Origin of the sequence: Psychrobacter sp. Sarcosine-02u-2, assembly GCF_002836335.1 — a bacterium.
Taxonomy (GTDB): Bacteria; Pseudomonadota; Gammaproteobacteria; order Pseudomonadales; family Moraxellaceae; genus Psychrobacter; species Psychrobacter faecalis.
Window position 1 is genome coordinate 1 of the sequence record NZ_PJBX01000164.1, and the last position, 25,554, is coordinate 25,554.

At 43.6% G+C, this 25,554-nt stretch carries 19 protein-coding genes and 2 pseudogenes; 1 reads left to right on the plus strand and 20 read right to left on the minus strand.

Annotation, left to right across the window (positions count from 1 at the left end; all coding sequences use genetic code 11):
• Window positions 1-114: 114 nt before the first annotated feature.
• From CXF58_RS08365 to CXF58_RS08390, 6 genes are all read right to left on the minus strand, one after another.
• Window positions 115-1,545, minus strand: coding sequence for an adenylate/guanylate cyclase domain-containing protein (locus CXF58_RS08365; protein WP_068404492.1), 1,431 nt, complete (start codon window positions 1,543-1,545; stop codon window positions 115-117).
• Between the two features lie 451 nt (window positions 1,546-1,996).
• Complete coding sequence (locus CXF58_RS08370) at window positions 1,997-4,240, minus strand: neutral/alkaline non-lysosomal ceramidase N-terminal domain-containing protein (protein ID WP_228706577.1); 2,244 nt, start codon at window positions 4,238-4,240, stop codon at window positions 1,997-1,999.
• Between the two features lie 363 nt (window positions 4,241-4,603).
• Window positions 4,604-5,035 (minus strand): HIT domain-containing protein, encoded by a 432-nt coding sequence (locus CXF58_RS08375; protein ID WP_068404494.1) that lies wholly within the window; start codon window positions 5,033-5,035, stop codon window positions 4,604-4,606.
• A gap of 253 nt (window positions 5,036-5,288) precedes the next feature.
• On the minus strand, window positions 5,289-9,008 hold the full coding sequence (mfd, locus tag CXF58_RS08380; protein WP_102077195.1) for a transcription-repair coupling factor: 3,720 nt from the start codon (window positions 9,006-9,008) through the stop codon (window positions 5,289-5,291).
• 238 nt (window positions 9,009-9,246) lie between these two features.
• Window positions 9,247-9,789, minus strand: coding sequence for a ribonuclease E activity regulator RraA (gene rraA, locus CXF58_RS08385; RefSeq protein ID WP_082894266.1), 543 nt, complete (start codon window positions 9,787-9,789; stop codon window positions 9,247-9,249).
• A gap of 75 nt (window positions 9,790-9,864) precedes the next feature.
• Window positions 9,865-10,566 (minus strand): NAD-dependent epimerase/dehydratase family protein, encoded by a 702-nt coding sequence (locus CXF58_RS08390; protein WP_068404498.1) that lies wholly within the window; start codon window positions 10,564-10,566, stop codon window positions 9,865-9,867.
• 524 nt (window positions 10,567-11,090) lie between these two features.
• Between CXF58_RS08390 and rpsT the strand changes: the two genes are divergently transcribed.
• Window positions 11,091-11,357, plus strand: coding sequence for a 30S ribosomal protein S20 (gene rpsT / locus CXF58_RS08395; RefSeq protein ID WP_010200097.1), 267 nt, complete (start codon window positions 11,091-11,093; stop codon window positions 11,355-11,357).
• 160 nt (window positions 11,358-11,517) lie between these two features.
• Here the strand turns inward: rpsT and CXF58_RS08400 are convergent, their stop codons facing one another.
• The 14 genes and pseudogenes from CXF58_RS08400 to argC form a co-directional block, all read right to left on the minus strand.
• Entirely contained in the window at window positions 11,518-12,360 is an 843-nt protein-coding gene (locus CXF58_RS08400; RefSeq protein ID WP_068404500.1) for a histidine phosphatase family protein, read from the minus strand.
• A 106-nt stretch (window positions 12,361-12,466) separates the two neighbouring features.
• Complete coding sequence (locus CXF58_RS08405; RefSeq protein WP_102077196.1) at window positions 12,467-13,264, minus strand: metallophosphoesterase; 798 nt, start codon at window positions 13,262-13,264, stop codon at window positions 12,467-12,469.
• A 164-nt stretch (window positions 13,265-13,428) separates the two neighbouring features.
• Window positions 13,429-14,127 (minus strand): orotidine-5'-phosphate decarboxylase, encoded by a 699-nt coding sequence (pyrF, locus tag CXF58_RS08410; protein ID WP_068404504.1) that lies wholly within the window; start codon window positions 14,125-14,127, stop codon window positions 13,429-13,431.
• Window positions 14,128-14,213: 86 nt separating this feature from the next.
• On the minus strand, window positions 14,214-14,624 hold the full coding sequence (locus tag CXF58_RS08415; protein ID WP_068404506.1) for a lipopolysaccharide assembly protein LapA domain-containing protein: 411 nt from the start codon (window positions 14,622-14,624) through the stop codon (window positions 14,214-14,216).
• A gap of 73 nt (window positions 14,625-14,697) precedes the next feature.
• A complete protein-coding gene (locus CXF58_RS08420; protein ID WP_068404507.1) occupies window positions 14,698-15,003 on the minus strand; it encodes an integration host factor subunit beta in 306 nt (101 codons plus the stop codon).
• A 253-nt stretch (window positions 15,004-15,256) separates the two neighbouring features.
• On the minus strand, window positions 15,257-16,945 hold the full coding sequence (rpsA, locus tag CXF58_RS08425) for a 30S ribosomal protein S1 (protein ID WP_068404509.1): 1,689 nt from the start codon (window positions 16,943-16,945) through the stop codon (window positions 15,257-15,259).
• A gap of 235 nt (window positions 16,946-17,180) precedes the next feature.
• Window positions 17,181-17,936 carry a (d)CMP kinase gene (gene cmk, locus CXF58_RS08430; RefSeq protein WP_068404510.1) on the minus strand — a complete coding sequence of 252 codons (756 nt, stop codon included), beginning with the start codon at window positions 17,934-17,936 and terminating at the stop codon, window positions 17,181-17,183.
• 179 nt (window positions 17,937-18,115) lie between these two features.
• A complete protein-coding gene (tadA, locus tag CXF58_RS08435) occupies window positions 18,116-18,667 on the minus strand; it encodes a tRNA adenosine(34) deaminase TadA (protein WP_082894267.1) in 552 nt (183 codons plus the stop codon).
• A complete protein-coding gene (locus CXF58_RS08440; protein ID WP_068404512.1) occupies window positions 18,668-19,405 on the minus strand; it encodes a uracil-DNA glycosylase in 738 nt (245 codons plus the stop codon).
• Window positions 19,406-19,540: 135 nt separating this feature from the next.
• Window positions 19,541-21,592, minus strand: a pseudogene (locus CXF58_RS08445) (AAA family ATPase); the annotation flags it as partial.
• Between the two features lie 396 nt (window positions 21,593-21,988).
• Window positions 21,989-22,114, minus strand: a pseudogene (locus CXF58_RS14240) (Clp protease N-terminal domain-containing protein); the annotation flags it as partial.
• Between the two features lie 676 nt (window positions 22,115-22,790).
• Window positions 22,791-23,198, minus strand: a complete 408-nt coding sequence (locus CXF58_RS08450; protein ID WP_068404516.1) for an ATP-dependent Clp protease adaptor ClpS — start codon at window positions 23,196-23,198, stop codon at window positions 22,791-22,793.
• Window positions 23,199-23,355: 157 nt separating this feature from the next.
• Window positions 23,356-24,255, minus strand: a complete 900-nt coding sequence (locus CXF58_RS08455) for a hypothetical protein (RefSeq protein WP_068404518.1) — start codon at window positions 24,253-24,255, stop codon at window positions 23,356-23,358.
• Between the two features lie 103 nt (window positions 24,256-24,358).
• The gene (argC, locus tag CXF58_RS08460; protein ID WP_102077197.1) at window positions 24,359-25,426 is read right to left on the minus strand and encodes an N-acetyl-gamma-glutamyl-phosphate reductase; all 1,068 of its coding nucleotides are present in this window, start codon (window positions 25,424-25,426) and stop codon (window positions 24,359-24,361) included.
• Window positions 25,427-25,554: the final 128 nt, after the last annotated feature.

The following is a 25,554-nucleotide window of genomic DNA, read 5'->3' on the forward strand; positions in this document are numbered from 1 at the left end:
ATATTAATTAGCGTTGCACTTGGTGTGTTAATCTAAGAAACTAAAAAATCCAGTTATGATAAATAACTGGATTTTTCTTTTTATAAATACTTTCAAGTCGCAATCAATCTGTACCTAATTATGACTGATATTTTCCTGCTTACTTGCTGTGACTATCTCAAGCAGCGCCGCCTGCTCTTCTTGTTCGATACGGGCAAGCGCTAGATTCAAGCGATTTCTGATATCTTGATAGTCATTATTTTGCATGTCTTTAAAGTTCAAATGCAAATTAAAACCAGGTAGCGTATGATCCACCCATTTTGACAACTGACCTTTATTTTCATCAGGGTCGAGTACTTGCCACGCGCTTACCTTATTATCAAAACCTTTGAGCTGAAAAGCACCGACATATTCACAGTCATAATCATGCGAAATATAATCATGGGTACTTTCGCTAATAAATATCTGGCCTTTACCCGCGACTGCCTCAAGCCGTGAAGCAAGGTTGGCCTCTTTCCCAATCAGCGTATAGCTCAAACGGTTGTTACTGCCAAAATTGCCGACGTGACAGTAGCCGGTGGTAATGCCGATACGGATATATAGTCCCTCGAAACCGAGCAGCCGCCATTTTTGCCGTAAAGTGCGCATTTCACGGCGCATATCTATCGCCATTGCCACACAATCGAGCGCATCTTGGCGCGGCCCTCGACTGTTCGGCTCGCCAAAAAAGCACACCATCCCATCGCCGATAAACTTATCCAACACCGCGCCGTGCTTATTGGCGATTAACGTCATACAGTGCATATAGGTATTTAGAATGTCCGCCAAATTGTCAGCGCTCAAACTATCGGACAATTCTGTAAAGCCAACAATATCTGAAAACATCATCGTCAGTTTGGCGCGTTTATTTTCGACACTAACGGGACTGTCAGATTTAACGATTGGTTCCCAAACTTGCGGCGGTACAAAGCGCGTCAGTTTATTAATGACAGAAACCATGGTATTTAAACGTCCAGCCGCTTGCCGCGCTCGCGCTTCATAATCTACATAATCACGATAAACATGGCGAAAATGGCACAGTATCACAATCATACTGGCCAATAACACCGCAGGGGTAACAAAGCTGTCGTGACAGTCCATCTCAGTACTATTTAAAGTCACACTGACGTAATAAAAGACAATGACCGTCACTACTGATGCAGCGAGAAGTTTAAGATGGTTTTCAGGGCTACTAAGAATAATCCGCAGACCGATGAGCGCTGCTAGACTGAGCGAAATCACTGCACAAAACTGTATCGAACCTATGACCGCTGAAGATAAAATAATAACAATGTTAGACGTCCAAAAACTGGCTGGCCGGCGATAGTTATAGATTAAAATCAGCAAACTCGGCAGACAAACCACGACAGCGAGCGCCATCGACGTCGGACTAAAGTTGTAATGTATTGCGAGCAATACGACCGTTAGTATTAAAACAAAAATTTCTGGATAATCAAATCGATAGGCATTGCTATTACTACCACCCTGTACAGGAATCTTTGGGCTTGTGGTTTCAAAAAATGCCATGGTCAAGGTTCGCTTAAAGGAAAACTGTCGAAGGTTTGAATAAAAATTAAAGCGGATCTTCTATTAACATATGTTTTTGTGCAGTCTTTAGATTAATAAGTACTTAGGTTAATAAGCATTCAGGTTGCTAAGCCCTTAAGTTAACAAGTAAATGCGTTAATAAGTAAATCGCTTTATCAACATTTGATAATATAAGTAGATAGGAAATCTATCTATTATACGGCTTTAATGCTGACTTACCTAGGACACTGGTAAGTAAAAGCATACCACTTGTCGCTTATTAGCCATAAAAAGCAGTGTGAAGCTCATGGTCAACGAAAACAATCCTAGTTAAAAACGACTTGAGTTAATAACCATGACAAAGACAAAAAAGCCAGATAATATCTATCTGACTTTTGCGAAGTGAAAAATAAATATAAGTCCATACTCAACGACTATTTGAATAAGGCAATTATTGCACGCTAAAACTATTAGAAACGCCTGAATAAGGCTTAATCTTATGCGTCCAACCGTTCTTCCAGTCGCCTTGATGGGTCAAGCGATAAGTGCCTGCTGGGGTGTCCTTAGCTATTCGCCAATCAATGATGGCTTTACTATACGCCGCTCCTTCGAGCTGCCACGTATAAGTGGTATCAAAATCACTGTCACTTAAATAATCGACCCATTTACCATTGTCAAGACGCTGCACTTTTAAGAAGCTGTCTTCGGTACGTAGATTGTTTTTAGGATGAGCGCCGCGGAATACTGCCGTAGCAATGTCACCCTTTTGATAGCTGGCTTTGGGCTGAGTGAGGGTTTGTCCCCAAGTTTGCTTTAAAGGCTTATCGTCGAAGACCACGCCTGGACGCTCGTTAAAGGATTTGCCTGAGCGATCAGGCGGTGTGGTTCTGTCATAGACTTCTATACCATCACGTAGCGCTGCCGCTAGTTGAGTATATTCTTGGATATAAGCAGCGGTTTGATATGGACCATACTCAGTAGACGCGCCTTCGTAATGCTGAGTAGCAAATTCTTCGCGCGTGGTCAAATAGCCGCTATAGTTATTCGCCAAACCATTAATAATAACGGTATCAACCCCCGAGTCTTGTAGTTGAGCAAGCACGGCAGCGCGCATCCGGCGTCCGACCATGGTCGTCGGCTCGGCAGGGATAGCAACGAGAGCAATATTACCGATACGCATCAGTTGCACCGGCTGCTGAGTATTAATCCAGCCCCAACTTCCCGTTGGCAATAAGACTTGTTTTTCCGCCTGACAATCATCTTGGCTAACGGTCGACACTATACCAAACGCGCCGCGCGTTAAACTGCCCAAAAATGATTGATCGACTTTATTGATATCGTCATTGATACGGAAATTTTCTCGGGTCATGCCCTCATACATACCAGGTATGTTCGAGGGGCCATTCTCCCCGCCAGCGGCAAACGAGTAACCACGAGCTGGCATACATAAGACTTTATTACCCGCGCCATTGGTGAATTTACCATCGACCTGATAGCCCTTTAAATCAATCCAGCGCGCGCGTACATCCACGGGTCCAGTAACCGGCACGCCTTGATGCCAAAGCTCAACCGCTTTATCCAGCTGCATCTGCCCATCACGTCTGACGTTTTCCCACTCGTTACTACTACCTTGAAAGCCGGGTTTTGAGTTGGCATTACCACCTATGGCTAACACATCACCCTCGTCAGCATTGGCAAAAGCTGCGACAAACGGCTTGTCTGATTCTCCGCCAAAAATCTTTTCCGCACCGCGCTGAGCAAAGCCCTTATTATCAGCACTTAGATGCATAAATTTATTACTAAAACTGGTTGGATGCAGCGCAAACCAATTAATCAGACCGACTGGTGTGCCATCGGCAGCATCAAGACGTAGCTGGGTCATGGTTTCATTGACATTACTATCAAAATCTTTGGCGTCGTTATTATTGTTATAGGCAAACTCTGAGCGATTGACTGTCGCGCCCTTTAGCTCGCCTTGCGCCAAAGATAGTGTCCCTGGCGTCAAGGTAGCGTGAGCGCGTTTAATTGAGGTGACAATACCATTGACGATAGCATTGAAGTTTTGGCTGCTATAGCCTGCTAGCGTGTCATCGGTACTGGCAATTTGATACAGCTGCTGATGTGAGTAACCGGCGTTACCCACATGGGTATGCGTGGCGGTGAGCATGACATTGTCATCGTTATATAAGTCACCATAATCCGCTTTTAGACGTTTAATGACCTCAAGTTTTACTGCGGTAAACATCGCGCCCATATCTGCTGATACATAGACGACACGTTTGCCCGCATTTTTATCCGCTTCGCCGATAATAAAAGCATGAGAGTACAAACGGTCGTTGATACCTTGTACCACCTGCCCCGCCGCATAACCAAACATGCCAGTTTCGGCAGCAGCACCAGTGATATCCGCCTTACCGCTACCTACTAAATACTGGCTTGTCGGCATCGCTCGCATAGACATGGCAGAAGCACTGTGATTAAACGTGACAGAGCTGTCCGCTGCGTCAGTAGCGTTTTCACGAATCGTTGGCCCCGAATCGGACAAGGCTGCAGCAGATTGCACGGATGCCGACTGTACTGACACAGCTTCCGTTGAATCCGTCTCACATGCCGTTAGGCTCAATACAGTGGTACAAATAGAGATGAGTAACATAGAAGGTCGTAATAACGCTGGAGAAGCAGAAGAAGTAGCCATTTGTTATCCTTAACATAGAGTAAAATCTTCAACTTAAAAATCTCAGTCTAAGATTAAATATCTCGCAACCTATGTGCGCGCTCAATCAATGATAACTATTGATAACTACCAATACACATCAATCCACTAAAATGGCTGCGAGTAGATAAGTTGGCTATATCCATTTAACCAACCCCCTCTCTAATATAACGATTAACAAACAAATGTGTAATATCTAATGGTAACAAAACCTTCCATTACCCTTAAAAACCACTTCACTATGATTTTACTTTAAGCATGCCTACTTAAATAAAATGACTCGAATAAAACGACTTAAATAAAAAGTACTAAAGTCACATTTATCAACCATTATCTAAAGCTTAACTACATTTGCCAATCGAACGGCATTTGATGATGACCACGCAGCGCCATCATCAGCGTTTGCTGCATTTGCGCCAACACTTCTTTGGTATAAGGGACAGCAGGAATACCCCATACTGGATTTGGCCATTGCATGTCGTTTTGATAGCGGACGATATGATGAAAATGTAGCTGTGGTACTTGATTACCGAGGGCGGCGACATTCATTTTATCTGCTTGGAAAGTCTTGGCAAGTTGGCTTGATAACCAGCTCGACTCACGCAAAAACTGCGTTTGGTCTGCCTCAGATAGCTCGTACAATTCTTTGATACCTGATACCCGCGGTACCAATATTAACCATGGAAACTGACAATCATTGATTAAACGACAGGTTGATAATGGGAAATCACCCACTAAAAAACTGTCGGCTGCAAGTTTATGATGAAGTTGGAACATAATGACGGTTCTCTTGTTATGACGCTCAAATAAAAGGAATTAAAATACCGAAAAGCAGAACTGAATTTACTAAACTAAAATACGCTTAAAACATTATGCTTAAAGAAACAGCAGGCTAAATATAAGATGCCGCTATTTTATCAGTTATCCAAGCGATAAAATAGCGCCGTGACCGATTGTCTTAGCGTATGGTATTTGCTGTACTTAAACGATTTCGTAAATGTGCTTGGTTTGCCGATACAAATAAACAAAGCTAAACAGCATCCGTCACCATATGTTCGCTAAAATAGCGCAATAGCTCTTGAATTGCGCTGACGCGCTGCTGCGGGGTTGCCAGCTTATCGGCATCCTGATAACGAATGCCAGAGGCACCATTCATACGATAGCGCTGCCCATTGCTCTGAATCAACTTAATAATCGCTAAGGCATCGACCGGCGTATCAGGTGCAAACTCTAATGTCATGCTATTACTATTGGCATCAATCTTATTAATCTTTAGCGGCTCAGCTTGTATACGCAGTCCGTGAATGGCGAATAACTGCTTGGTTTGATCGGGTAATATGCCAAAACGGTCAATCATTTCGGTACGGATATCGGTCAGGGCTTCTTTATCATCGGCATTACTGATGCGTTTATAAAACAACAAACGCTGATGCACATCGTGTAAATAATCCTCTGGTATCAACGCCGAACTATGCAAGTTAATCTCGCTGGTCAGCGACAATGGCGTACTCAAATCCGGCTCTTTACCAGCTTTAATCGCTTTTGTCGCCCGCTCAAGCATATCCATATATAAGCTAAAGCCAATCGCTTGCATATTACCACTTTGCTGCTTACCAAGTATCTCGCCAGCACCGCGAATCTCTAAATCCTCACTTGCCAGCATAAAGCCTGCGCCCAGTGTATTAGCGCGCTCAATCGCATGTAAGCGGCGCTTAGCATCGCCTTTAAGACCTTTGATAGAAGGCACTAGCAGATAACAATAAGCCTGGTGATGACTACGGCCAACACGACCTCGCAGCTGATGCAATTGCGCCAAGCCAAACTTATCGGCGCGCTCAATGATAATCGTATTGGCATTGGGCACATCGATACCGGTTTCGATAATGGTCGAACAGACTAGCACGTTGAACTTTTTATGATAAAACTGCTGCATCACTTGCTCAAGTTGGCGCTCTTGCATTTGCCCATGCGCAACCCCTACTCGTGCTTCAGGCACCAGTTCACGGACGGTCTCTGCCATACGCTCAATACTGGCGACATCATTGTGCAATAGATAAACCTGTCCGCCGCGTAGTAGCTCACGCAAGATGGCTTCTTTTAATAAAGCATCGGTCTTTTGCATAACAAAGGTTTTAATCGCCAGACGACGTGCAGGCGGGGTGGCAATAATCGACATATCACGCATCCCTGAGAGCGCCATATTAAGCGTTCTAGGGATTGGCGTCGCGGTCATCGACATACTATCGACGTCGGTCTGAATCGCCTTGATACGCTCTTTATGGCGTACGCCAAAACGATGCTCTTCATCGACAATCATTAAACCCAAATTAGAGAACTTCACATCAGGTTGCAGAAGTTTATGCGTACCGATAACAATATCGACCTTACCCGCTGCGAGGTCTGTTAACACCGTATCTTGATGTTTTTTACCACCAAAGCGCGACAAGGTTTCAATACGTACCGGCCAATCAGCGAAACGGTCACGGAAATTGTCTTCATGCTGACCTGCGAGCAAGGTTGTCGGCACCAATACTGCCACTTGATAGCCTGCGCTGACCGCAATGAATGCCGCACGCATAGCGACTTCTGTTTTACCAAAACCAACATCACCGCAAATAAGACGATCCATCGGCTGGTTCTGTCGCATGTCTTCCATCACCGCATGAATGGCATTGGCTTGATCAGGCGTTTCTTCAAAGGCAAATTGACTGGCAAATAGCTCATATTGCGATGGGTCGATTTTAAAATGAATACCGACTTTCGCTTCGCGCCGTGCTTGCATATTAAGCAGCTCGGCCGCCACGTCATGGATTTGCTCAAGCGCCTTTTGCTTGGCTTTATCCCATTTACCGCTACCAATTTTATGTAATGGCGCAAGTGCAGGGTCACCGCCACTATAACGGTTAATCATTTGTAAATTGGCAACCGGTACATAGATACTGGCGTCATCAGCGTACTTTAGGTGGATAAACTCTTGCTCGCCGTCACCAACATCGAGCGTAATCAGGCCATTGTAACGCCCAATACCATGCTCGATATGCACCACTGGACTGCCTTCGGTGATTTCGGTGACGCTTTTAACCAAGAACTCTTCTGATACCCCACTTTGCCGGCGACGACGCGTTTGCAGCACTTGCCGGCCAAATAATTGCGTCTCACTAATCACGACCAAGCGCTCAGGCACGTAAACGCCGCGTTCAATAGGCGCAATGGTCAATCCGACTTGCGGTAACTTATTATTATTATTCTTCGATTTGTCCGCTGCTAAAAACGCCTCAAAGCTATCGTAAGCTTTGACATCTATTTTGCCTTTAAACAGTTCAATCAAAATCTCACGCCGACCCGCCGTTTCTGCCACAATTAATACAGGTGTTGCTGTTTGCGCTTGCAACTCTAAAAACGCTAACAGTTCGCTAAGGGGTTCGGCTTTTTGATGATTGACTGGTAGTTGTGGCGGCTCTTGCGCACTTAGTGTCACTAGCCCTTGTTTTTTTGGCGTCGGCGATAGTTGCTCAGACGCTAAGGTTGCGTCATCGTTATCAATGCTGTCGATCGCAGCAACATCAGTCATGGTCGCAAGCTCATTGCGCGCACTCAGTATCACCCGCGGATAATGATTAAGATGTTCGTTTAGACTATTTGATAATAAATACAACCATTCAGGCGCGACGATAGGCTTGTCAATATCGTGACGGCGCTCTTCATAACGGCGCTGAATTTGTGACCAATAATCTGCTTGTTTTTCATTTATTAGCTCATCAGTGATAAATAACGCATCGCTTGGCAAGTAAGAAAACAAACTGCTCTCTGCCTGCCAATCTTTTAAATCAAAAAAGAGCGGTTGATAGTATTCAAGCCCACTACTGGCAATACCTGCCATGACATCTTTATGCAGCTCAGATTTGCGGCTACTGGCATTGGGAAACATAGCAGCAAAATTGGTGCGGAACGTCTCCCGCCCTTCATCAAGCGGAAACTCTTTGGCTGGTAGTATTTGAAATTGCTTAATGGGCTTTGAGATATCTGGCAGTTTATGCAGCAGCGATAGCGATTCTTTGCCCATGCTGCTATCGTTGCCGCTTATCATGGTTTTGAGGTCATCAACGGTCAATGTGCGCTGGGTCTGCGGATTAAAAAAGCGAATGGTCTCAATTTCATCATCGAATAAATCTAGGCGTAGCGGAAATGGCTGACCCATGGCAAAGATATCAATGATACTACCACGTACGGCAAATTCACCCGGCTCAAAGACGTTCTCAACCGCGCGGTAACCCGCCTTTGCCAATAGTTCACGCTGAGTATTGATATCGAATCGATCACCGACGCTCAAATCAAAATGCTGCCCTATCAACCAGCTTGGCGGTGCGACCCGATGCATCAATGCCTGTACCGAAATTAACAGTACGCCTTTGGTAGGCATATCGGTTAATAGGTTGATACGCTCGCTGACGATATCTTGATGCGGTGACAGCTCATCATAGGTCAGCGTTTCCCAATCAGGGAACACATAAGCATCGACGCCGCAGAATGCCAACTCCGTCTCTATCTGGTTAAGCTGATTTTGGTCACGCGTCACCACAACCTTTAGACGATCGGCCACATTCCATAGCGGCGTTTGTACCAGACTTGCGAGCCACAAGCTACTGACTGCTCCATGCACAGGCGCCAGCCAGCGCCGCTCGGCATTCTGGATAGGAAATAACTGCTGGTTAATAGGGTCAAAGGCGTCGGTCAAAGCAGTGATAGACATAAAGAATAGGGTCAACGTTAAGAGTCAGAAAGCTATTATACGAATATTTGCTCAATTACCAAAATTTATGCCGTAACGGTTTGTCACTTAGCCTTGTTATGAAAAAACCAAAAACTAAACAATTGATCAAACGCATATTCATCTATAACGACAAGCTACTTAAATACAAAAACCTCAACGATTAAGCTGAGGTCTCGGAGTTATAACCATTAAGCTACTGTTAAAGTATAAGCTGTTTTTAAATTAATGGTTTTTCGCTCGCGATAATGCCGTTATTGTCGGCATAAACAAACATACCTGAGTTTAACGTTAAATCACCAAAGCGGATTTCAATATCGGTTTGACCTTCATCGCGGCGATTTGATTTGCGCGGGATGCAACCAAGCGCCATGACACCTATATCCATTTGCGCCATATCATCTACATCACGCACGCAGCCATATACCACCACCCCTGCCCAGCCATTATCAATCGCTGATTGCGCAATCATATCGCCGAGCAACGCGCAGCGCATTGAACCGCCACCGTCAACGACCAAGACTTTGCCATTGCCGTCTTTATCTTTGCCATCGCTGTTCAATAAAGATTTTACGCGGCTATTATCTTCAAAGCATTTTACCGTCACGATTTCACCGCAAAACCTGTCTTTACCGCCAAAGCTATAAAATGATTTGCCTTCAATATTGGGCAAACATACCTGCGACTCAGGATTGGCATCTAATAAATCACAAGTGACAAAGTTGTCTTTATTCATCGTGGTTGTTTCTGCTGTGTCTGACATCGTGACGCTCCTTGTTAAGTTAAATAGTTGAATTATCTATCATGAAATCTGAGTTTTTATTAATTTATGTTTAGGCTATTTTTTGACTTTGGTCATTGCTAGTAGCTGTTTATTTTCGATAATTTCCGTGTCTGTAATGGTAGGCTCACTACGATATTTATTACGCTGATACACCTCATGCGCACTCATCGCCATCGCACTGGCAACGCGCTTGGCAGAAATAGGATGCAAGGATAATGACTCGGGGACGATTGGCGAGATCAGTTTAAAGGCTTTTTGACCAAAGCTTTCAAGCGGACGGCCTTTATGCTTGCCAAGTAATAGTGATGGTCGAAAAATCACCAACTGGGTAAAACCTAGCGCCATAATAGACTGCTCTGTTTCCGCTTTGACCCGATTGTATAAAAAACGGCTGTCGATATCGGCATTCATTGAGGACAATAAAAAGAAGTTTTCCACGCCTTTCGCACGGCACAATGTGGCAAAATTGACATTATAGTCGTGGTCAACTTTTCGAAACGCTTCATCACTACCTGCTTGTTTTTTGGTGGTACCAAGGCAGCTAAAGGCATCGGTCTTACTATCTGCGCCGACACTGGCAAATATTTCAGCCAAGTTATCAAAATCATTGACCTGATAAAAGCGCATGCTGGCATTGATGTAGCGAGGCGGCCGCCGTGCAATCACAATCAACGTGTCATAAAGCTCACTAAGCTGCTTAACAAGATGCTGTCCGACCAGTCCTGTTGCGCCAATTACAATTGCTTTTCGCTGCATAGCCTATCCATTTATATCATGTTGGGGTGTTTATAATGCTAAAAATGATGTCTTATAGAAATTGTTTGCTTTGGTATCATACCTAAATTAACAACTCGCTAGCGCTATTCTACACAATTTATTGTAAGAGATTTTATCAACGGTAAGGTTTATGGGAATCATTCAGAATTTTAAGTCTAACTTTTGTTATATAATTCACTTGTTAGCGCGATAAACCCTTTAATTAAACCTTTAAGATCGGCTAACATAACTTCTTTTAGCATTAATCATCAAATATATTGTTCTAAGCGCAATAATTTGCTAAGATAACCGGCTTTACACGTCAACGCTGTTTAATTATTCCAAACAGTTCTGGCGCGAGCGATGCTCTATTACTATTAGGTGCTTTAATAACAGATAAGTGCCCTCATAATAGACATCGACATCATGTTTGGCGAGAGGCTGCTCGTCACCGATGATTGTTAAACCCATTATTATTGCAATCAACATTCATATTTTTATCTGTCTTTATCAAGGAGATACGCGTGGCTAATACTGCACAAGCTCGTAAACGCGCCCGTCAAAACACCAAACGTCGTCAGAACTCTGCGTCACAACGCTCTATGGTTCGTACTTATCTAAAACGTGTTGATGCGGCTATCGCTGCTAAAGATTATGACGCGGCTACCGAAGCTTACAAAAAAGCGGTACCGGTTCTTGATCGTATGGCTGACAAAGGTATTATTCATAAGAATAAAGCTGCTCGTCGTAAGAGCCGCCTAAACAAAACTATCAAAGGCCTACAAGCTTAAGATTGGTTGCGTTTAGACCGCATCGCACTTGATGGTGTGATGACCAAAACCTTGCTACTGGTTTTCATACTGGGGCAAGGTTTTTTTATGCCTATTTAAAAGGTAACCGTTACTATTTAAAAAACATTATAAGGCTAATTAAATACTTCAAAAATAAAGCCTATGTCCATTTTACTTCTGGTGGCAATAGTAATTTGCTTGGATGAAAACCAGCGGCACGGTAGCCCTGTAATAAATCGCTGATTGGACGAATATATACTTGCCCGCGCCAAACGAAATAGGCATTGGCTTGCTCAAAAGGCTTATCATCAAACCACAAAAACACCCCTTCCATCATCTTTGGCCAATCATTCCAATCAATCTCAACCACGTCTAGCATCACTGCCAAAAACGCTGATAGTAACGTATCATGACTGACGGCGAGCATTAAATGCCCATGTTGCGGCTGGTTTTGATAAAAAAGCGATAAAAGATCAAGTCCGCCTTGATAAGCATTTTTCGTGCCTTCAAGATTGCCTTGTAAGAAGCGATTGATAAAGTTTAGCACACCAATTTCTTTAAAAATCGGGTTGGCAATCTCAGGTTCGGTCACCAGACTGCCAGGTTCAACCAGTAGCGATTGATGGGCAATATCACGTCGTAGTCCCGCACCCTCTTGCATCAGCTGCGCGGTATCAATACAGCGACCAATCGGACTTGAGATACTATCAACATCGAGCGAATACGGCAAATGTTCTGCTAGCCAGCGCCCCCAAGACTTTGCCAACACGCGACCTTTTGGCGTTAGCGGCAATTGATAACTGGCAAAACCATTACCATCAGAGCGCTCGCGCAGAGAATGTCTGGTAAATAAAATCAGTCTTTTATCTACCGGCAACAAACCGACCGAAGACATCATACTGTCAGGTAAGTGAGAAGGTGCAGGTGCGTTCGGCCTGAGGTTCGTAGGCTTTTCAGCCGGTGTCGATCGTCCCGATGGGGTATTATTAGGCAATTTACTCATGATAGTAAGCGTAGCAGATTTATTGATGAGAATGAACAAAATATAAGGTCAGTTGCACTATAGCTTATTCCGCTACATATCGATATAAGCGCTTGGTTAACAGGATTTAGCCAATATCCACCACTTTGTTCCAGATGAACGCCAATTCGGTACTGCTCACCTCATTAGGATAAGCACGCGGATTGACTATCACCCGCGTTTTATTAATTTGATAATCAAAGGCTTCATGGGTATGGCCATGTACCCATAGCACAGGTGCCCAGTCCTCATGCATCCAGCTCGATAAATCACTAACAAAGGCGGCATTACTCGGCAAGTTGGCAAATTTCTCAGACACAGATAATGGGCTAATACTATGATGACTCATGACCACCGTTTTTTTACCCAATGCTTGCGCCGTTATCAGCGCTTGCTGTAGCCATTGACGATGTGCAGTATGGATTTGTATCGATACTTCAGGAGAGAACAGCTCGCCACCCGCATAAATTTGCTTATAATCGCGCATAAAACGCCTAGCCGCTGCCATCGTATCGGCATCGGCTTGATATTGATAGTCCGTCCATAACGTACAACCTAGAATCCTTACCTCACCGATGTCAATATACTGACACTGTAAAAAGCGCACGCCCTGCTCTAATTCACTATCATAATTATCCCAAGTGGCAAGCTTTTTATCGAAATGCAGCACATCTTCGCCGAAGTATTCATGATTGCCCGCGATGGTAATCAAAGGTACTTGCAAATGCGCTGCCTGCTCTTGTAGCCATGGCATACCATCATCGCTATTGGCAGTATCTCCCGCTACCAATACCACGTCTGCGTCCGTTTTAGGGATGCGCCCTAGTGGATACGACTGCCGCGCATAACTATCAATATGTAAGTCACTTAAAATCTGTAATTTCATAGGTTTTACTATTATCCAATCAAACTATTTGCAAAAGTCAGCTTTTTCCTCAGCTTACGATTAGCGTGAATTTAACCAGTGTAGCAGCTTTTCGTTAACGAGCAAAAAGTAAAAAAGACAGCGGATTAGGCTGTCTTTTTTTATTATACGGTCGATCTATAGCGCTAAAGACTGTTCAATATCAATTGTAATTTAGCCAAAGGATCAACAGCTTGGGTGATTGAGCGACCAATCACCAAGTAATCAGAACCATCTGCTAACGCTTGCTTCGGTGTACAGATACGTTTTTGATCATCAGCATTGTCGTCTGGCAAGCGAATACCAGGAGTAATCAATTTAAAATCTTCACCACATAATGCTTTAAGTGTTTTTGCTTCTTGTGCTGAGCATACTACCCCATCAAGACCTGCTTGCTTGGTCAATTGTGCCAAACGGCTCACTTGGGCATCTAGGCCGTCGGTGATACCTGTTTGCGTCAGTGCCTGATTGTCCATAGAAGTCAGCACGGTTACGGCGATTAGCAGGGTTTCAAAATTACCGTTCAACAAGCGCTGCTTGGCTAATGACATGGCCTCAAGGCCCGCACTTGCATGCACGTTGACCATCCATACGCCAAGCTCGGCTGCTGCAAGTACCGCTTGTGCCGTGGTATTAGGAATATCGTGAAATTTCAAGTCCAAAAACACGTCAAAATCACGCTGATGTAGCGCTTTAACAATTTCAGGACCACAGCGGGTAAACAGCTCTTTGCCTACTTTTAAGCGACATAACGCTGGGTCTAATTGGTCAGCTAGTGCTAAAGAGGCATCTTTAGTCATATTATCCAGTGCAACGACGACTGGAGAATGGATGGTGTTATTCATAGTTGTGCCACGTTCTATCAGTTTATTAAATGATTATTATTAAATTATTATATAAACGTCTCAATATAAGAATGCTTAGTTAGCACTCAATGCTCACGCTTTTGCTTGGTTAAAGTAGCACCATCGTCTACATCGATAACGCTGCCGTCTTGTACATTGGTCGCTGTCGCGCCGTAAACCGCTTCTTGTACTGATGGTGCGTTTGCCTGACGGTCAATGACGATATTGGCCTGCGTCACCTGCTCTTGCAGATTGGCATTTAGCTTTTGTAGCCGTGAGATTTCCCACTTATTTTGTAGCACACGGAAGATAAGCAGCGCGAGTAGCATGCCAATCACAATGCCTAGTATCAAGCACAGAATCAGTAATAAGCCCAAATTCATCGTTGGTGCTTGGGAGAAAAGTAGATTCACCCCAACTTCGGTATTATTGGCCAATACCAAACCGAGCGAATAAGCGAAGCTTAAAAACAGTAATACCAGCAGTAAAATACGCATCAGAGATATCCTTTTATGTTGAATCGTATGAACCGTTTAACAAAGAACGCGACATTCTGACGGCTCTGCTTACCTAACCGTTTGCTACCTTGGCATTGACAGCTTCACGTAGCGCTTTGCCCGGCTTAAAGTGTGGAATGGCTTTTGCAGGTACGGGTACGCTTTCGCCTGTTTTAGGATTGCGCCCCATACGGGCACGGCGATGATGAAGACAAAAACTACCAAAGCCACGCACCTCTACTCGGCCGTCATTGGCTAAGGTATCGGTCATCAAATTTAATATTTCGCGTACTGCATCATCGACGACAGTGTCTGTCATGTTGTCACAATTCGCACTCAGATTACTAATAAATTCGGACTTGTTAATTGCTTGCTGCATTATCACATGGACCTTATTGATTAATGGATAAGATGATATGAAGTAAATGAACCGTTTAGGTCTGTTTAATTTAACTTTCACATCTCGTTACTCAATGTTGCAAATGATAGCGGATATTGGCATAAATAGGAATAAGAGTTTCCTTTTTTACCATAAAACCTTACTAACTTGCCCCATACTCAAATTTAATCACAAAAAAAAGCGACCGGAGTCGCTTTCTTTTTATAGTATAACTATATCAACAAACTACCGCTTACTGCATTTGTTCTTTGATCAAGTCACCAATGGTTTTTGGCTGTGCATCAGAACCGGCAGCAGCAGTCGTACCAGTGCTTCCCAATTCTTTAATCGCTTGACGCTCTTCAGCTTCGTCTTTGGCTTTGATTGACAAGTTGATGTTACGAGTTTTGCGATCAACACTGATGATTTTCGCTTCAACATCATCACCAACAGATAGATGCTTGGTTGCATCTTCAACGCGATCACGTTGAATCTCAGAAGCACGTAAATAAGCTTCTACTTCGTCAGCAAGTTCGATAGTCGCACCTTTCGCGTCTACTTCTTTTACTTTACCATTAACGATAGCACCGCGGTCATTGTTGACTAGGTATTCGTTGAATGGATCAGAGCTTAATTGTTTGATGCCTAAGCTGATACGGTTGGCTTCTGAATCTACAGACAATACCATTGCTTCAACGGTGTCGCCTTTGTTGTAGTTACGGATAGCTTCTTCGCCAGTTTCGTTCCAAGAGATATCAGATAGATGAACAAGACCATCGATACCACCGTCTAGACCAATAAAGATACCGAAATCAGTGATAGATTTAATCGTACCAGTGATTTTATCACCGCGCTCATGTTTCTTATCAAACTCATCCCATGGGTTAGCAAGAGTTTGTTTGATACCTAAGCTGATACGACGACGTTCTTCATCGATATCAAGGATCATCACTTCAACTTCGTCACCCACTTGCACAACTTTTGATGGGTGGATGTTTTTGTTGGTGTGATCCATCTCTGATACGTGGACTAGACCTTCAATGCCTTCAGAGATTTCAGCAAAACAACCATAGTCAGTCAAGTTGGTTACGCGAGCTTTAACAACGCTACCCACTGGGTATGTGCCGCCAACGTTATCCCAAGGATCTGTACCAAGTTGTTTTAGACCTAAGCTTACGCGATTGCGCTCACGATCAAACTTCAATACTTTAACTTTTAGATCTTGACCAACTTCAACCACCTCAGATGGATGCTTGATACGGCGCCACGCCATGTCAGTGATGTGTAGTAGACCATCAATACCACCAAGATCAACGAATGCACCGTAATCAGTTAGGTTCTTAACGATACCTTCGATCTCGATACCTTCTTCAAGCTTGTTCAATAGCTCTTCACGCTCAGCTGAGTTTTCAGCTTCCATAACAGCGCGGCGACTTACCACGACGTTGTTACGTTTTTGATCAAGTTTGATAACTTTAAATTCTAGCTCTTTGCCTTCTAGATGCGTGGTATCACGAATCGGACGGACGTCTACCAATGAACCTGGTAGGAACGCGCGAACTGAACCGATATCAACGGTAAAGCCGCCTTTTACTTTGCTAGAAATAATACCTTTAACGATCTCATCGTTATCAGAGATTTTCTCAAGGAAATTCCAAGTCTCAACGCGTTTGGCTTTTTCGCGTGACAGTAAGGTTTGACCCATACCGTTATCAACCGCTTCAACCACGACGTCGACTGTGTCGCCAACTTCAACTTCAAGTTCGCCTTCTTCGCTTAAAAACTCTTCACGAGCGACGATACCTTCAGATTTAAGACCAGTATCTACTGTGATCCAATCGCTATCGATGGCTACAACAGTACCAGTAATAACCGAGCCACGCTCGATATCAAGACCTGTTTCTTCGATGCTCGCTTCAAATAGTTCAGCAAATGATTCCATTATGTCTACCTTTGTATAGCCGTATCCTGTCCAGCACAGTACGGATCAAATGTATGACTGTATAAAACGAGAATACTGGTTTTATATCTTATGCAGTCATATAAAAAAACGGTTGTTGCTAATAAGCGATTTTTTAGCGAACTCACTAGCAACGACTGTCTTACTTATATTTATACAATTTTATACTAAAACGGAAGCCATAGGAAACCTTTTAGTACTTAAAATGTTGTTTTTATTAACGATTAAAACAAACACCCTTATCTTGACAATGTTTTTTTACCAACTCATAAACCGCGTCAGCGTCTAGGTTTGAGCTATCTAAAACCAGTGCATCTTCAGCCGGTTTTGACGGTGCCGTTGCTCGGTTTTCATCACGCTCATCTCGCGCTTTAATCGTTGCCAGAATCGCGTCAAAGTCGGCCGCCTGCCCAGCTTTTAATAGCTGTGCCACGCGGCGCTCTGCACGAGCGGTAGCGCTTGCGGTCAGATAGACCTTTACATCGGCATCGGGGAAAACTACCGTGCCCATGTCGCGACCATCCGCAACCAATCCTGATTGGGTTGCCATATCTTGCTGCAATTTAAGCAATGCTTGGCGCACCTTTGGATAAACTGCAACTTGTGAAGCATAACCGCCAACGGTTTCATTGCGTACTTGCTCACCAATCTTAGCGCCATTGACAATAATATCCACGCGCCCTGAATCGCTATTAGGCTCAAAAACGATCTGTAAGCTTTGGGTCAATTCTAATAACGCAGTCTCATCAATCGCTTGGTTGGCATCTGCTGTAATCAGACCTGCTTCAAACGCTTTTAAACCAACGATGCGATATAACGCCCCTGAATCAAGCAGCTGATAGCCCAAAGTTTGCGCTAAGCGCCACGTAACCGTGCCTTTACCTGCCCCACTTGGACCATCAATACAGATAACCGGATAGCGCAATGACGGCGTCTCACTATTGTCATTAGTATTAGGTATAAAAGCAGACATAACACTCACTTAATCGTCGGCAGAGCTGACATCGTGGTAAACAAAGAATTTCCCTGCGCTATCAAACGCTTGCACGGTAATAGACAGATTCGTAAGCAAATAGGGCGATAGTATAGCAAACATAACTCCCTATCACTAGCAGTGAGACTAATATCTTGTTAATCATTTGAACGGTTTTTTTATCTTTTTTTTCGTTTGGACGCTTGCCGACGTTCACGAAAAAAAGCCTTTAGCATTTGACTGCTATGCTCACGGCACAGACCTTTATACACTTGAATACGATGATTATAAAAAGACTCGGCAGCCAAGTTCATTTGACTACCAACCATACCAGCCCTCGGCTCGCTTGCTGCATAGATAAGTCTATCGACGCGAGCATGAATCAGCGCGCCAATACACATAGTACACGGCTCTAAAGTCACATATAACGTTGTCTGAAGCGGCAAGCGATAGTTGTTTAAACGCGTGCAGGCATCCCTTAACGCGATAATCTCTGCATGCGCGGTTGCGTCATGGCGTCCAATCGGCTCATTAAAACCTTGACCTATAATCTGCTGATTGTGTACCAGTATTGCTCCTACGGGCACTTCTTCACGTGCAGCGCCTTGCTTAGCAAGATTAAGCGCTTGTTGCATCCAGTTGATATCTTCGACTGCCCAAAGTTCATCTGTAGCAAGTTGGTAGTTAATTGCCTGAAATGGCTGCAAGCTTATATTCTGTATATTTTTCATTTACTGTGGCAATTGCCAGTCAATCGGTTTTTGGCCATGTTGTATTAGATAATCATTGGTCTTAGAAAACGGCTTAGAACCAAAAAACCCGCCGCGGTTGGCAGCCAACGGCGATGGATGTACAGCGGTCAGAATCAAATGTTTATCGGTATTGATATATTTGCCTTTTTTCTGCGCTTTACTGCCCCACAATATAAATACCGTATGCTCTGTTTGTTCATTGACCACGTCAATCACGGCGTCGGTAAACTGCTCCCAACCTTTATTTTGATGGCTGTTTGGCGTGCCTTCTTGTACCGTAAGCGAGCTGTTTAATAACAACACGCCTTGCTGCGCCCAATAAGTCAGATCGCCATGTTTTGAAGGAGCGATTCCGATGTCACTCGCCATCTCTTTTAGCACATTATTTAAAGACGGCGGTTTTGGTATGGCTTTTGGTACTGAAAACGATAAACCCATCGCTTGCCCTGGACCATGATAAGGGTCTTGACCCAGTATCACCACCTTCACCTGTGATAATGGCGTTAGATTTAACGCATTAAACATTAAGGGCGCTGGCGGATAAATACTATCATCTGATTGATAAGCTTCTTTTAAAAAAGCGCGCAAGTTATCCATATTATCAGAGGTCAATTCTTCTGCTAAGGCTTGTTTCCAGTCGTCCGGTAAGCGCACATTGTCCAAAATCGCTTGTTTTTGGGCCTCGGTTTTCGTAGATTTTTCATCAAACAATTCCATGATAGGTCCTTTTTTATTTTTTATAGGAGGATAAGAAATACGATTATTCAATAAATTATAGCAATAAAAAAACGGCTACCATTGTAACCGTTTTTATAACACCGTAACCGTTTTTATTATATCAATAGCAAAAACTTAGCTAGCTAGTGACTCAGAATCTGGATGCGGCTCATGGGTTTCAACGACCGTTAAGATAATACGACTGTCGGCTGAACCTTTATCCGAAGATTTACCGCTAGTTTTATCAAGCTTAACCGTATCACCGTCTTGCTCATTGGCTTCTTTTGGTTCTAAGCTTAGATGGACTACCCCACCGTTTACCAAGTCGCCAAACAAAATCATACTCGCGAGTGGCTTTTTGATCTCGTCTTGAATAAGGCGCTGCATAGGACGCGCACCCATGAGGCGATCATAGCCTTTCTCCGCCAAGTAATCACGGACTTCATCGTCAATCTCGAGCGTCACTTGCTTGTCATCGAGCTGTACTTGTAGCTCAACCAAGAACTTATCGACCACAGAGACGACGACCGACGTATCTAACGCGTTGAACTGAATAATCGCATCCAAACGGTTACGGAATTCAGGGGTAAAGACGCGTTTGAGTGCTTCGGTATTGTCGCGGCTGTGATCTTGCTGAGTAAAGCCCATCGAAGAGCGGCTGATACTTTCAGCGCCGACGTTAGTGGTCATAATGACGATCACTTGCTTAAAGATAGCCACGCGGCCGTTGTTATCAGTCAACGTACCGTGGTCCATCACTTGTAATAACAAGTTAAAGACATCAGGGTGTGCTTTTTCGATTTCATCAAGTAACAACACGCAATGTGGATGCTGATTGATTTTTTCAGTCAGCAAACCGCCTTGGTCATAACCAACATAACCGGGAGGCGCACCAATCAAACGTGACGCCGTATGCGCTTCCATGTACTCTGACATATCAAAGCGGACCAGCTCTACACCTAACAAATTAGCCAGTTGACGTGATACTTCTGTTTTACCAACCCCGGTTGGACCAGCAAACATAAATGAGCCAATTGGTTTGTCTGGTGCTTTTAGACCGGCACGCGACAGTTTAATGGCATCTGCCAAGGTTTCAATCGCTTCATCTTGACCAAATACTAAGTGTTTAAGATCACGATCTAAATGCTCAAGAATGCTCTTATCATCACTTGATACGGATTTGGGCGGAATACGCGCAAGCTTAGCAATGATGGCTTCGATATCAGCAACATCGATTTTTATCGGTGCGCGTTTGCCTTTAGATTTTTCAGACCCGCTCGCACGATCATTGGCTTTTGCCGTATCTGCTTCCTCTTGCATTTCATTGGAAGTGCTTGTTGTATCAAAGCTGTCATCGTCAGCATCACCCCCAAGACCTTCTTCATCGGCATCGATTTGCGCATCAAAGTCTTGTTCTAAATTGGCAATAAAGCTTTCTTCAGCGTCAATATCGTCTAGATCCGCGACGATACCTAAACGCTTATAAGCACCGGCTTCATCAATAACATCGATGGCTTTATCGGGTAAAAAGCGCTCGTGAATGTGTTTCGCCGATAATTGCACAGCAGTTACCAAGGCTTCGTCGGTATATTCGACGTTATGAAACTCTTCATAACGCGGTTTCAACCCACGTAAAATATCGATACTGTCATCGACACTTGGCTCTTTAACATCAATTTTTTGAAAACGACGTGACAAGGCATGGTCTTTTTCAAACACCTGACGATATTCAGTAAAGGTTGTTGAACCAATACAGCGCAGCTCACCATTGGCAAGCGCTGGTTTGATTAAGTTTGAGACGTCCATATTGCTACTCATTGACGAGCCTGCGCCAATAATCATATGAATCTCATCGATAAACAAAATCGCATTGGGTTTTTTCTTTAACGCATCAAGTAGTGATTTCATCCGTTTTTCAAAATCGCCGCGGTACTTAGTACCAGCGATTAATGAGCCAATATCTAGACTATAAATCACGCAGCCATTTAAAGGTTTTGGTGCTTTATCATTGATAATCAGCCACGCCAACCCTTCAGCAATAGAGGTTTTACCAACGCCTGGCTCACCGACCAATAGTGGGTTATTTTTACGGCGACGGCATAATACTTGAGCGGCGCGCTCAATCTCAGGACCACGACCGATTAGTGGGTCAGTTTTACCTTCAGCAGCGCGCTGGTTTAAGTTGGTTGCAAATTCAACCAAAGGATCTTTACTGGTTTTTTCTGACGCACTACGGCGCTCACCAGTCATTGAAGCACGTGGCTCAGATGGCTCGTCTTTGTCTTGACCATGTGATAAATACTGGGTCAGCTCAAGGCGGCTGATGCCCTGCTTTTTAAGCAAATAAACGGCATAAGTATCATGCTCTGAAAACATCGATACCAAAATATCAGAACCTTCAACTAAACGCCCGCCACCAATAGACTGCACGTGGAAAATAGCACGCTGCAAAATGCGGTCAAAGCTCTGGGTGGGTTGTGGTGATTGTTCAGAATCTGCGTCCACGGTTGGCGTATGCTTATTGATATAAGCTTCTAGCTCACTACGCAACGTTGAGACATTGGCATTGCAAGCAGTCAACGTATTGGCAGCATTGGTATTTTCCAATAACGCCAATAGGAGATGTTCAACAGTGAGATACTCATGCGATTTTTGGCGCGCAAGTGTCATTGCTAAACGCAAAGAAACTTCAAGATGACGACTTAACATAAGGACTTCCTACGGTTGTACCTATCTTATTATTGATAGCTTTATGAATGAGTTAGTAACTAAATCAGGGCGATAGATGGATTGTTCAAGGGCAATGTTGAGTTTATTAACAGACATTACTGAATGATGTCTTCCATGGCTTGAATACTATTTGCGTCTTACCTTTATCTCAACATGATACTTAACCATAGTCAATCTTTTAACGCTGACTAAAATGTATCGAAGTGTCCACTAGACCTTTATTGCGCAGTATTTATTGTGCAGTATTAAAGCGACAAATAGGCAAAAAACACTTCGAGCGTAAGTTTTCGAAAGTAACGGTTGAATTTAACAGAGATAAAAGGTGCTAAAACGATATGAAAAAATGTGGGGTTTAATACGATTAAGTGTACAAGGGTATACTTTAATATATGGGTGATATGAAAAAAAAATCAAGCAGAAAATGCAAAGCTAGGAAGATTAATAAAAGAGAATTAAAGGAGTGACAATAAATTTAAAAAGGCAGGAATCAAGTAGACAAATAGATTAGAGCAAACCATTGGCTAATACATCAGGTTTGCTCTACGGCAGAGTTCTTATAATAAATAAAAAGGTAAGAAATAAAAAGGTAAGAAATAGAGAAGTGAGTAAAATCAACCGAAATTAGAGAAAACTTAAGACAAAATAGGCTAAAAAATTATTCACCCTGATGCGGCTCGATTTGAGTCAATAAAGGATAACCTTCACGGTGCGCCAAGCTATTGACTTTTTTGGCTTTGGTTTCAGCGATGTCTTTTGGATAAATGCCTGCAATACCCTTGCTGCTATTGTGAATGGTCAGCATAATTTCAACTGCTGTATCCATACTATGACGAAACTCTGATTGCAGCACATAGACGACAAACTCCATCGGCGTGTAGTTATCGTTATACATGACCACTGCATACATCGGCGGTTTTGCTACTTCTGGCTCAGCGACCAATACATCGGCTTGCGGTGAAGTTTCGCCCTCGGTATCACCATCTTGCGCTAGACGCAGCGGCGTATTTGGGAAATGCCAATCGGCAACGGTTGGCGTTGAATGTAATATCGGTTGTTTTATCATAATTAGCGTACAAATTAATAGCGATGCTGTAACAGCATAAAGAGGATTAAAAAGAGTAGCAGACCTGTCTAGCTATCACTTAGCATATGACAAGAAAGTATTAATACATTAAAAATCTAAAATTCAATAAAATAAAGTTCAATAAAATATCAAAAACTTAAGGTTCAATGGGGCTTTCATCAACTTCTGGCAAATCTAAAAGTGACAACGGCATGCTATCAACCTTATCACCAAGCTTCCAGTCGTATAATTGCTCCAATTCTTGTCCGCCTGCGCTTAAGCTTAATTTCACTTGCAAAGGTTTAAAGCCTGTTGGCATCATAAAGCGGCCGCGGATTCGCGTTATGCCATCGATAGTATAACTTGCCGGCTCAAGCGGCACTTCTACAAAGTTATTATCATTCAACAAGGTTAAAGTAGGTTTTAAGCGCTTAGCTTTGCCGTCGCTGGCAAGCATTGCCACATCAAAGCCGTACTCAAAAGCGTTTTCAGGCAAAGGTTTGATTTTCGCCCCAAGTATTTGTAAAGGCATACCGCCATTTTCACTAACAAGCTCAGCATATATCTCATTAAGTTGGGCTAATTGTTTATTTTCAACCGTCAATTCCTGTTGATTTTCACGTAGCTCTTTTAAATTTGCCAAACTTATTTCTAACTCTTGCTTAGCGGTTGCCGCTTCATTAGTGGCAATTTTGCTGCTAAGGCGTAAATCTTTCAGCTCTTGCGTGGCTTCTTTACTGGTAATCACCGCTTGCTGAGTTTCTGCCTGCATCGAATAATAGCCGCGCTGATAGCCAAGTTTATGACCAAATGCGAGTCCAACTCCAGCGGTCACCAATACCGTCACTACGAATAATGCCAATACTAAGGTAGAAGCGCCTCGTTGCTTATTACTAATAAGCGAGTTGCTAATAATAGGGCTATTTATCAGCGCATGACTCTGTTGGTAATGAGAATAAGAGAGATGCGCATCGTGCCCCATATCATAGGAAACAGAGTCTTGGCACGATACTCGTGCAGGCTGTTGGCAAAGGCGTGGTGCACTCTTCAAACGCATTTAGACGATATCTCTTAACAGTAAAGGCAGGTTATTATAGCGGAATTTATAATCAATACCTAGCACCATAAATATGAGGGATTTGTTAATAGCTAGACATCTGTTAAGGAACGATAGGGGCAAAGTCTAAGCCCATCGATTCATCGAAACCAAACATCACATTCATATTTTGTACGGCCTGTCCAGCAGCACCTTTCACCAAATTGTCTTGCACGACAATCACCGTCAGCTCAGCACGCGCATTGTCTTGGTGAATACCAATACGCAAACGATTACTGGCTCGCACGCTGCGTGTATCAGGATAAAGCCCCTTTGGCATCACATCGACAAACGGCTCTGCCGCATAGCTTGTCTCAAATACTTGCTGCCAATCGATAGCAGTGCCTGCTTCGGTAAGCTCTAAATGAATAGAGCTCAGCATGCCGCGTATCATTGGTACCAGATGCGGTAAAAAACGGATACGATGGTCAAACTGGCTCTCTAACAATTGAGCAACGCCCTGCTCAATCTCTGGTAAATGCCGATGACCTTCAACGCTATAAGCTTTGAAATTATCGGTGGTTTCCGCATAGTTAAGCGCAAGCTTCGCTTGCCGACCCGCGCCCGAAACGCCAGATTTTGCATCGATAACGATACGTGACTCAACCAGCCTTTCGGCTTGCTGATTTTGCGCATCGATAATAGGTTTTAAGCCCAAAATAGCGGTGGTTGGATAGCAGCCAGGGTTACCGACAACTAACGCATTGGCCAATTTTTCTCGATTGATTTCAGGTAAGCCATAAACGGCGGTCTTTAACAATTCAGGACAGGCATGCGCTTGCTGATACCAATGCTCAAAATCTGCTAATGACTGCAAGCGAAAATCGGCGGCCAAATCAATGACCTTTACACCCGCTGCCGTTAATGCCTCTGCTTGCTTCATTGCCACGCCATGTGGGGTCGCAAAGAATACCACATCGCATTTTTGCAAGGTCGCTAGCGTCTCATCACCTAAATCGCTAAAAACTATATCGGAGATACCGCGTAAGCTTGGGAATATCTCATCAGCGCGGGTGCCAGCTTCGCTACGTGAGGTTAGCAAATCAATAGACACTTCAGGATGGGCAGATAATAAGCGAATCAGCTCAATACCTGTATAGCCTGTGCCGCCGACAATCGCTGCTGAAATCATAAGATATTCCTTTTTCTTTTAATGCGTAAATATTTAGATAGAGATAAGCTCTACATCAAAGTTAAACCTTGTTGCTTCTAAATATAAGCGCTATTACTAGCGCTTTTAAACGTTCATTTTTTAATAAT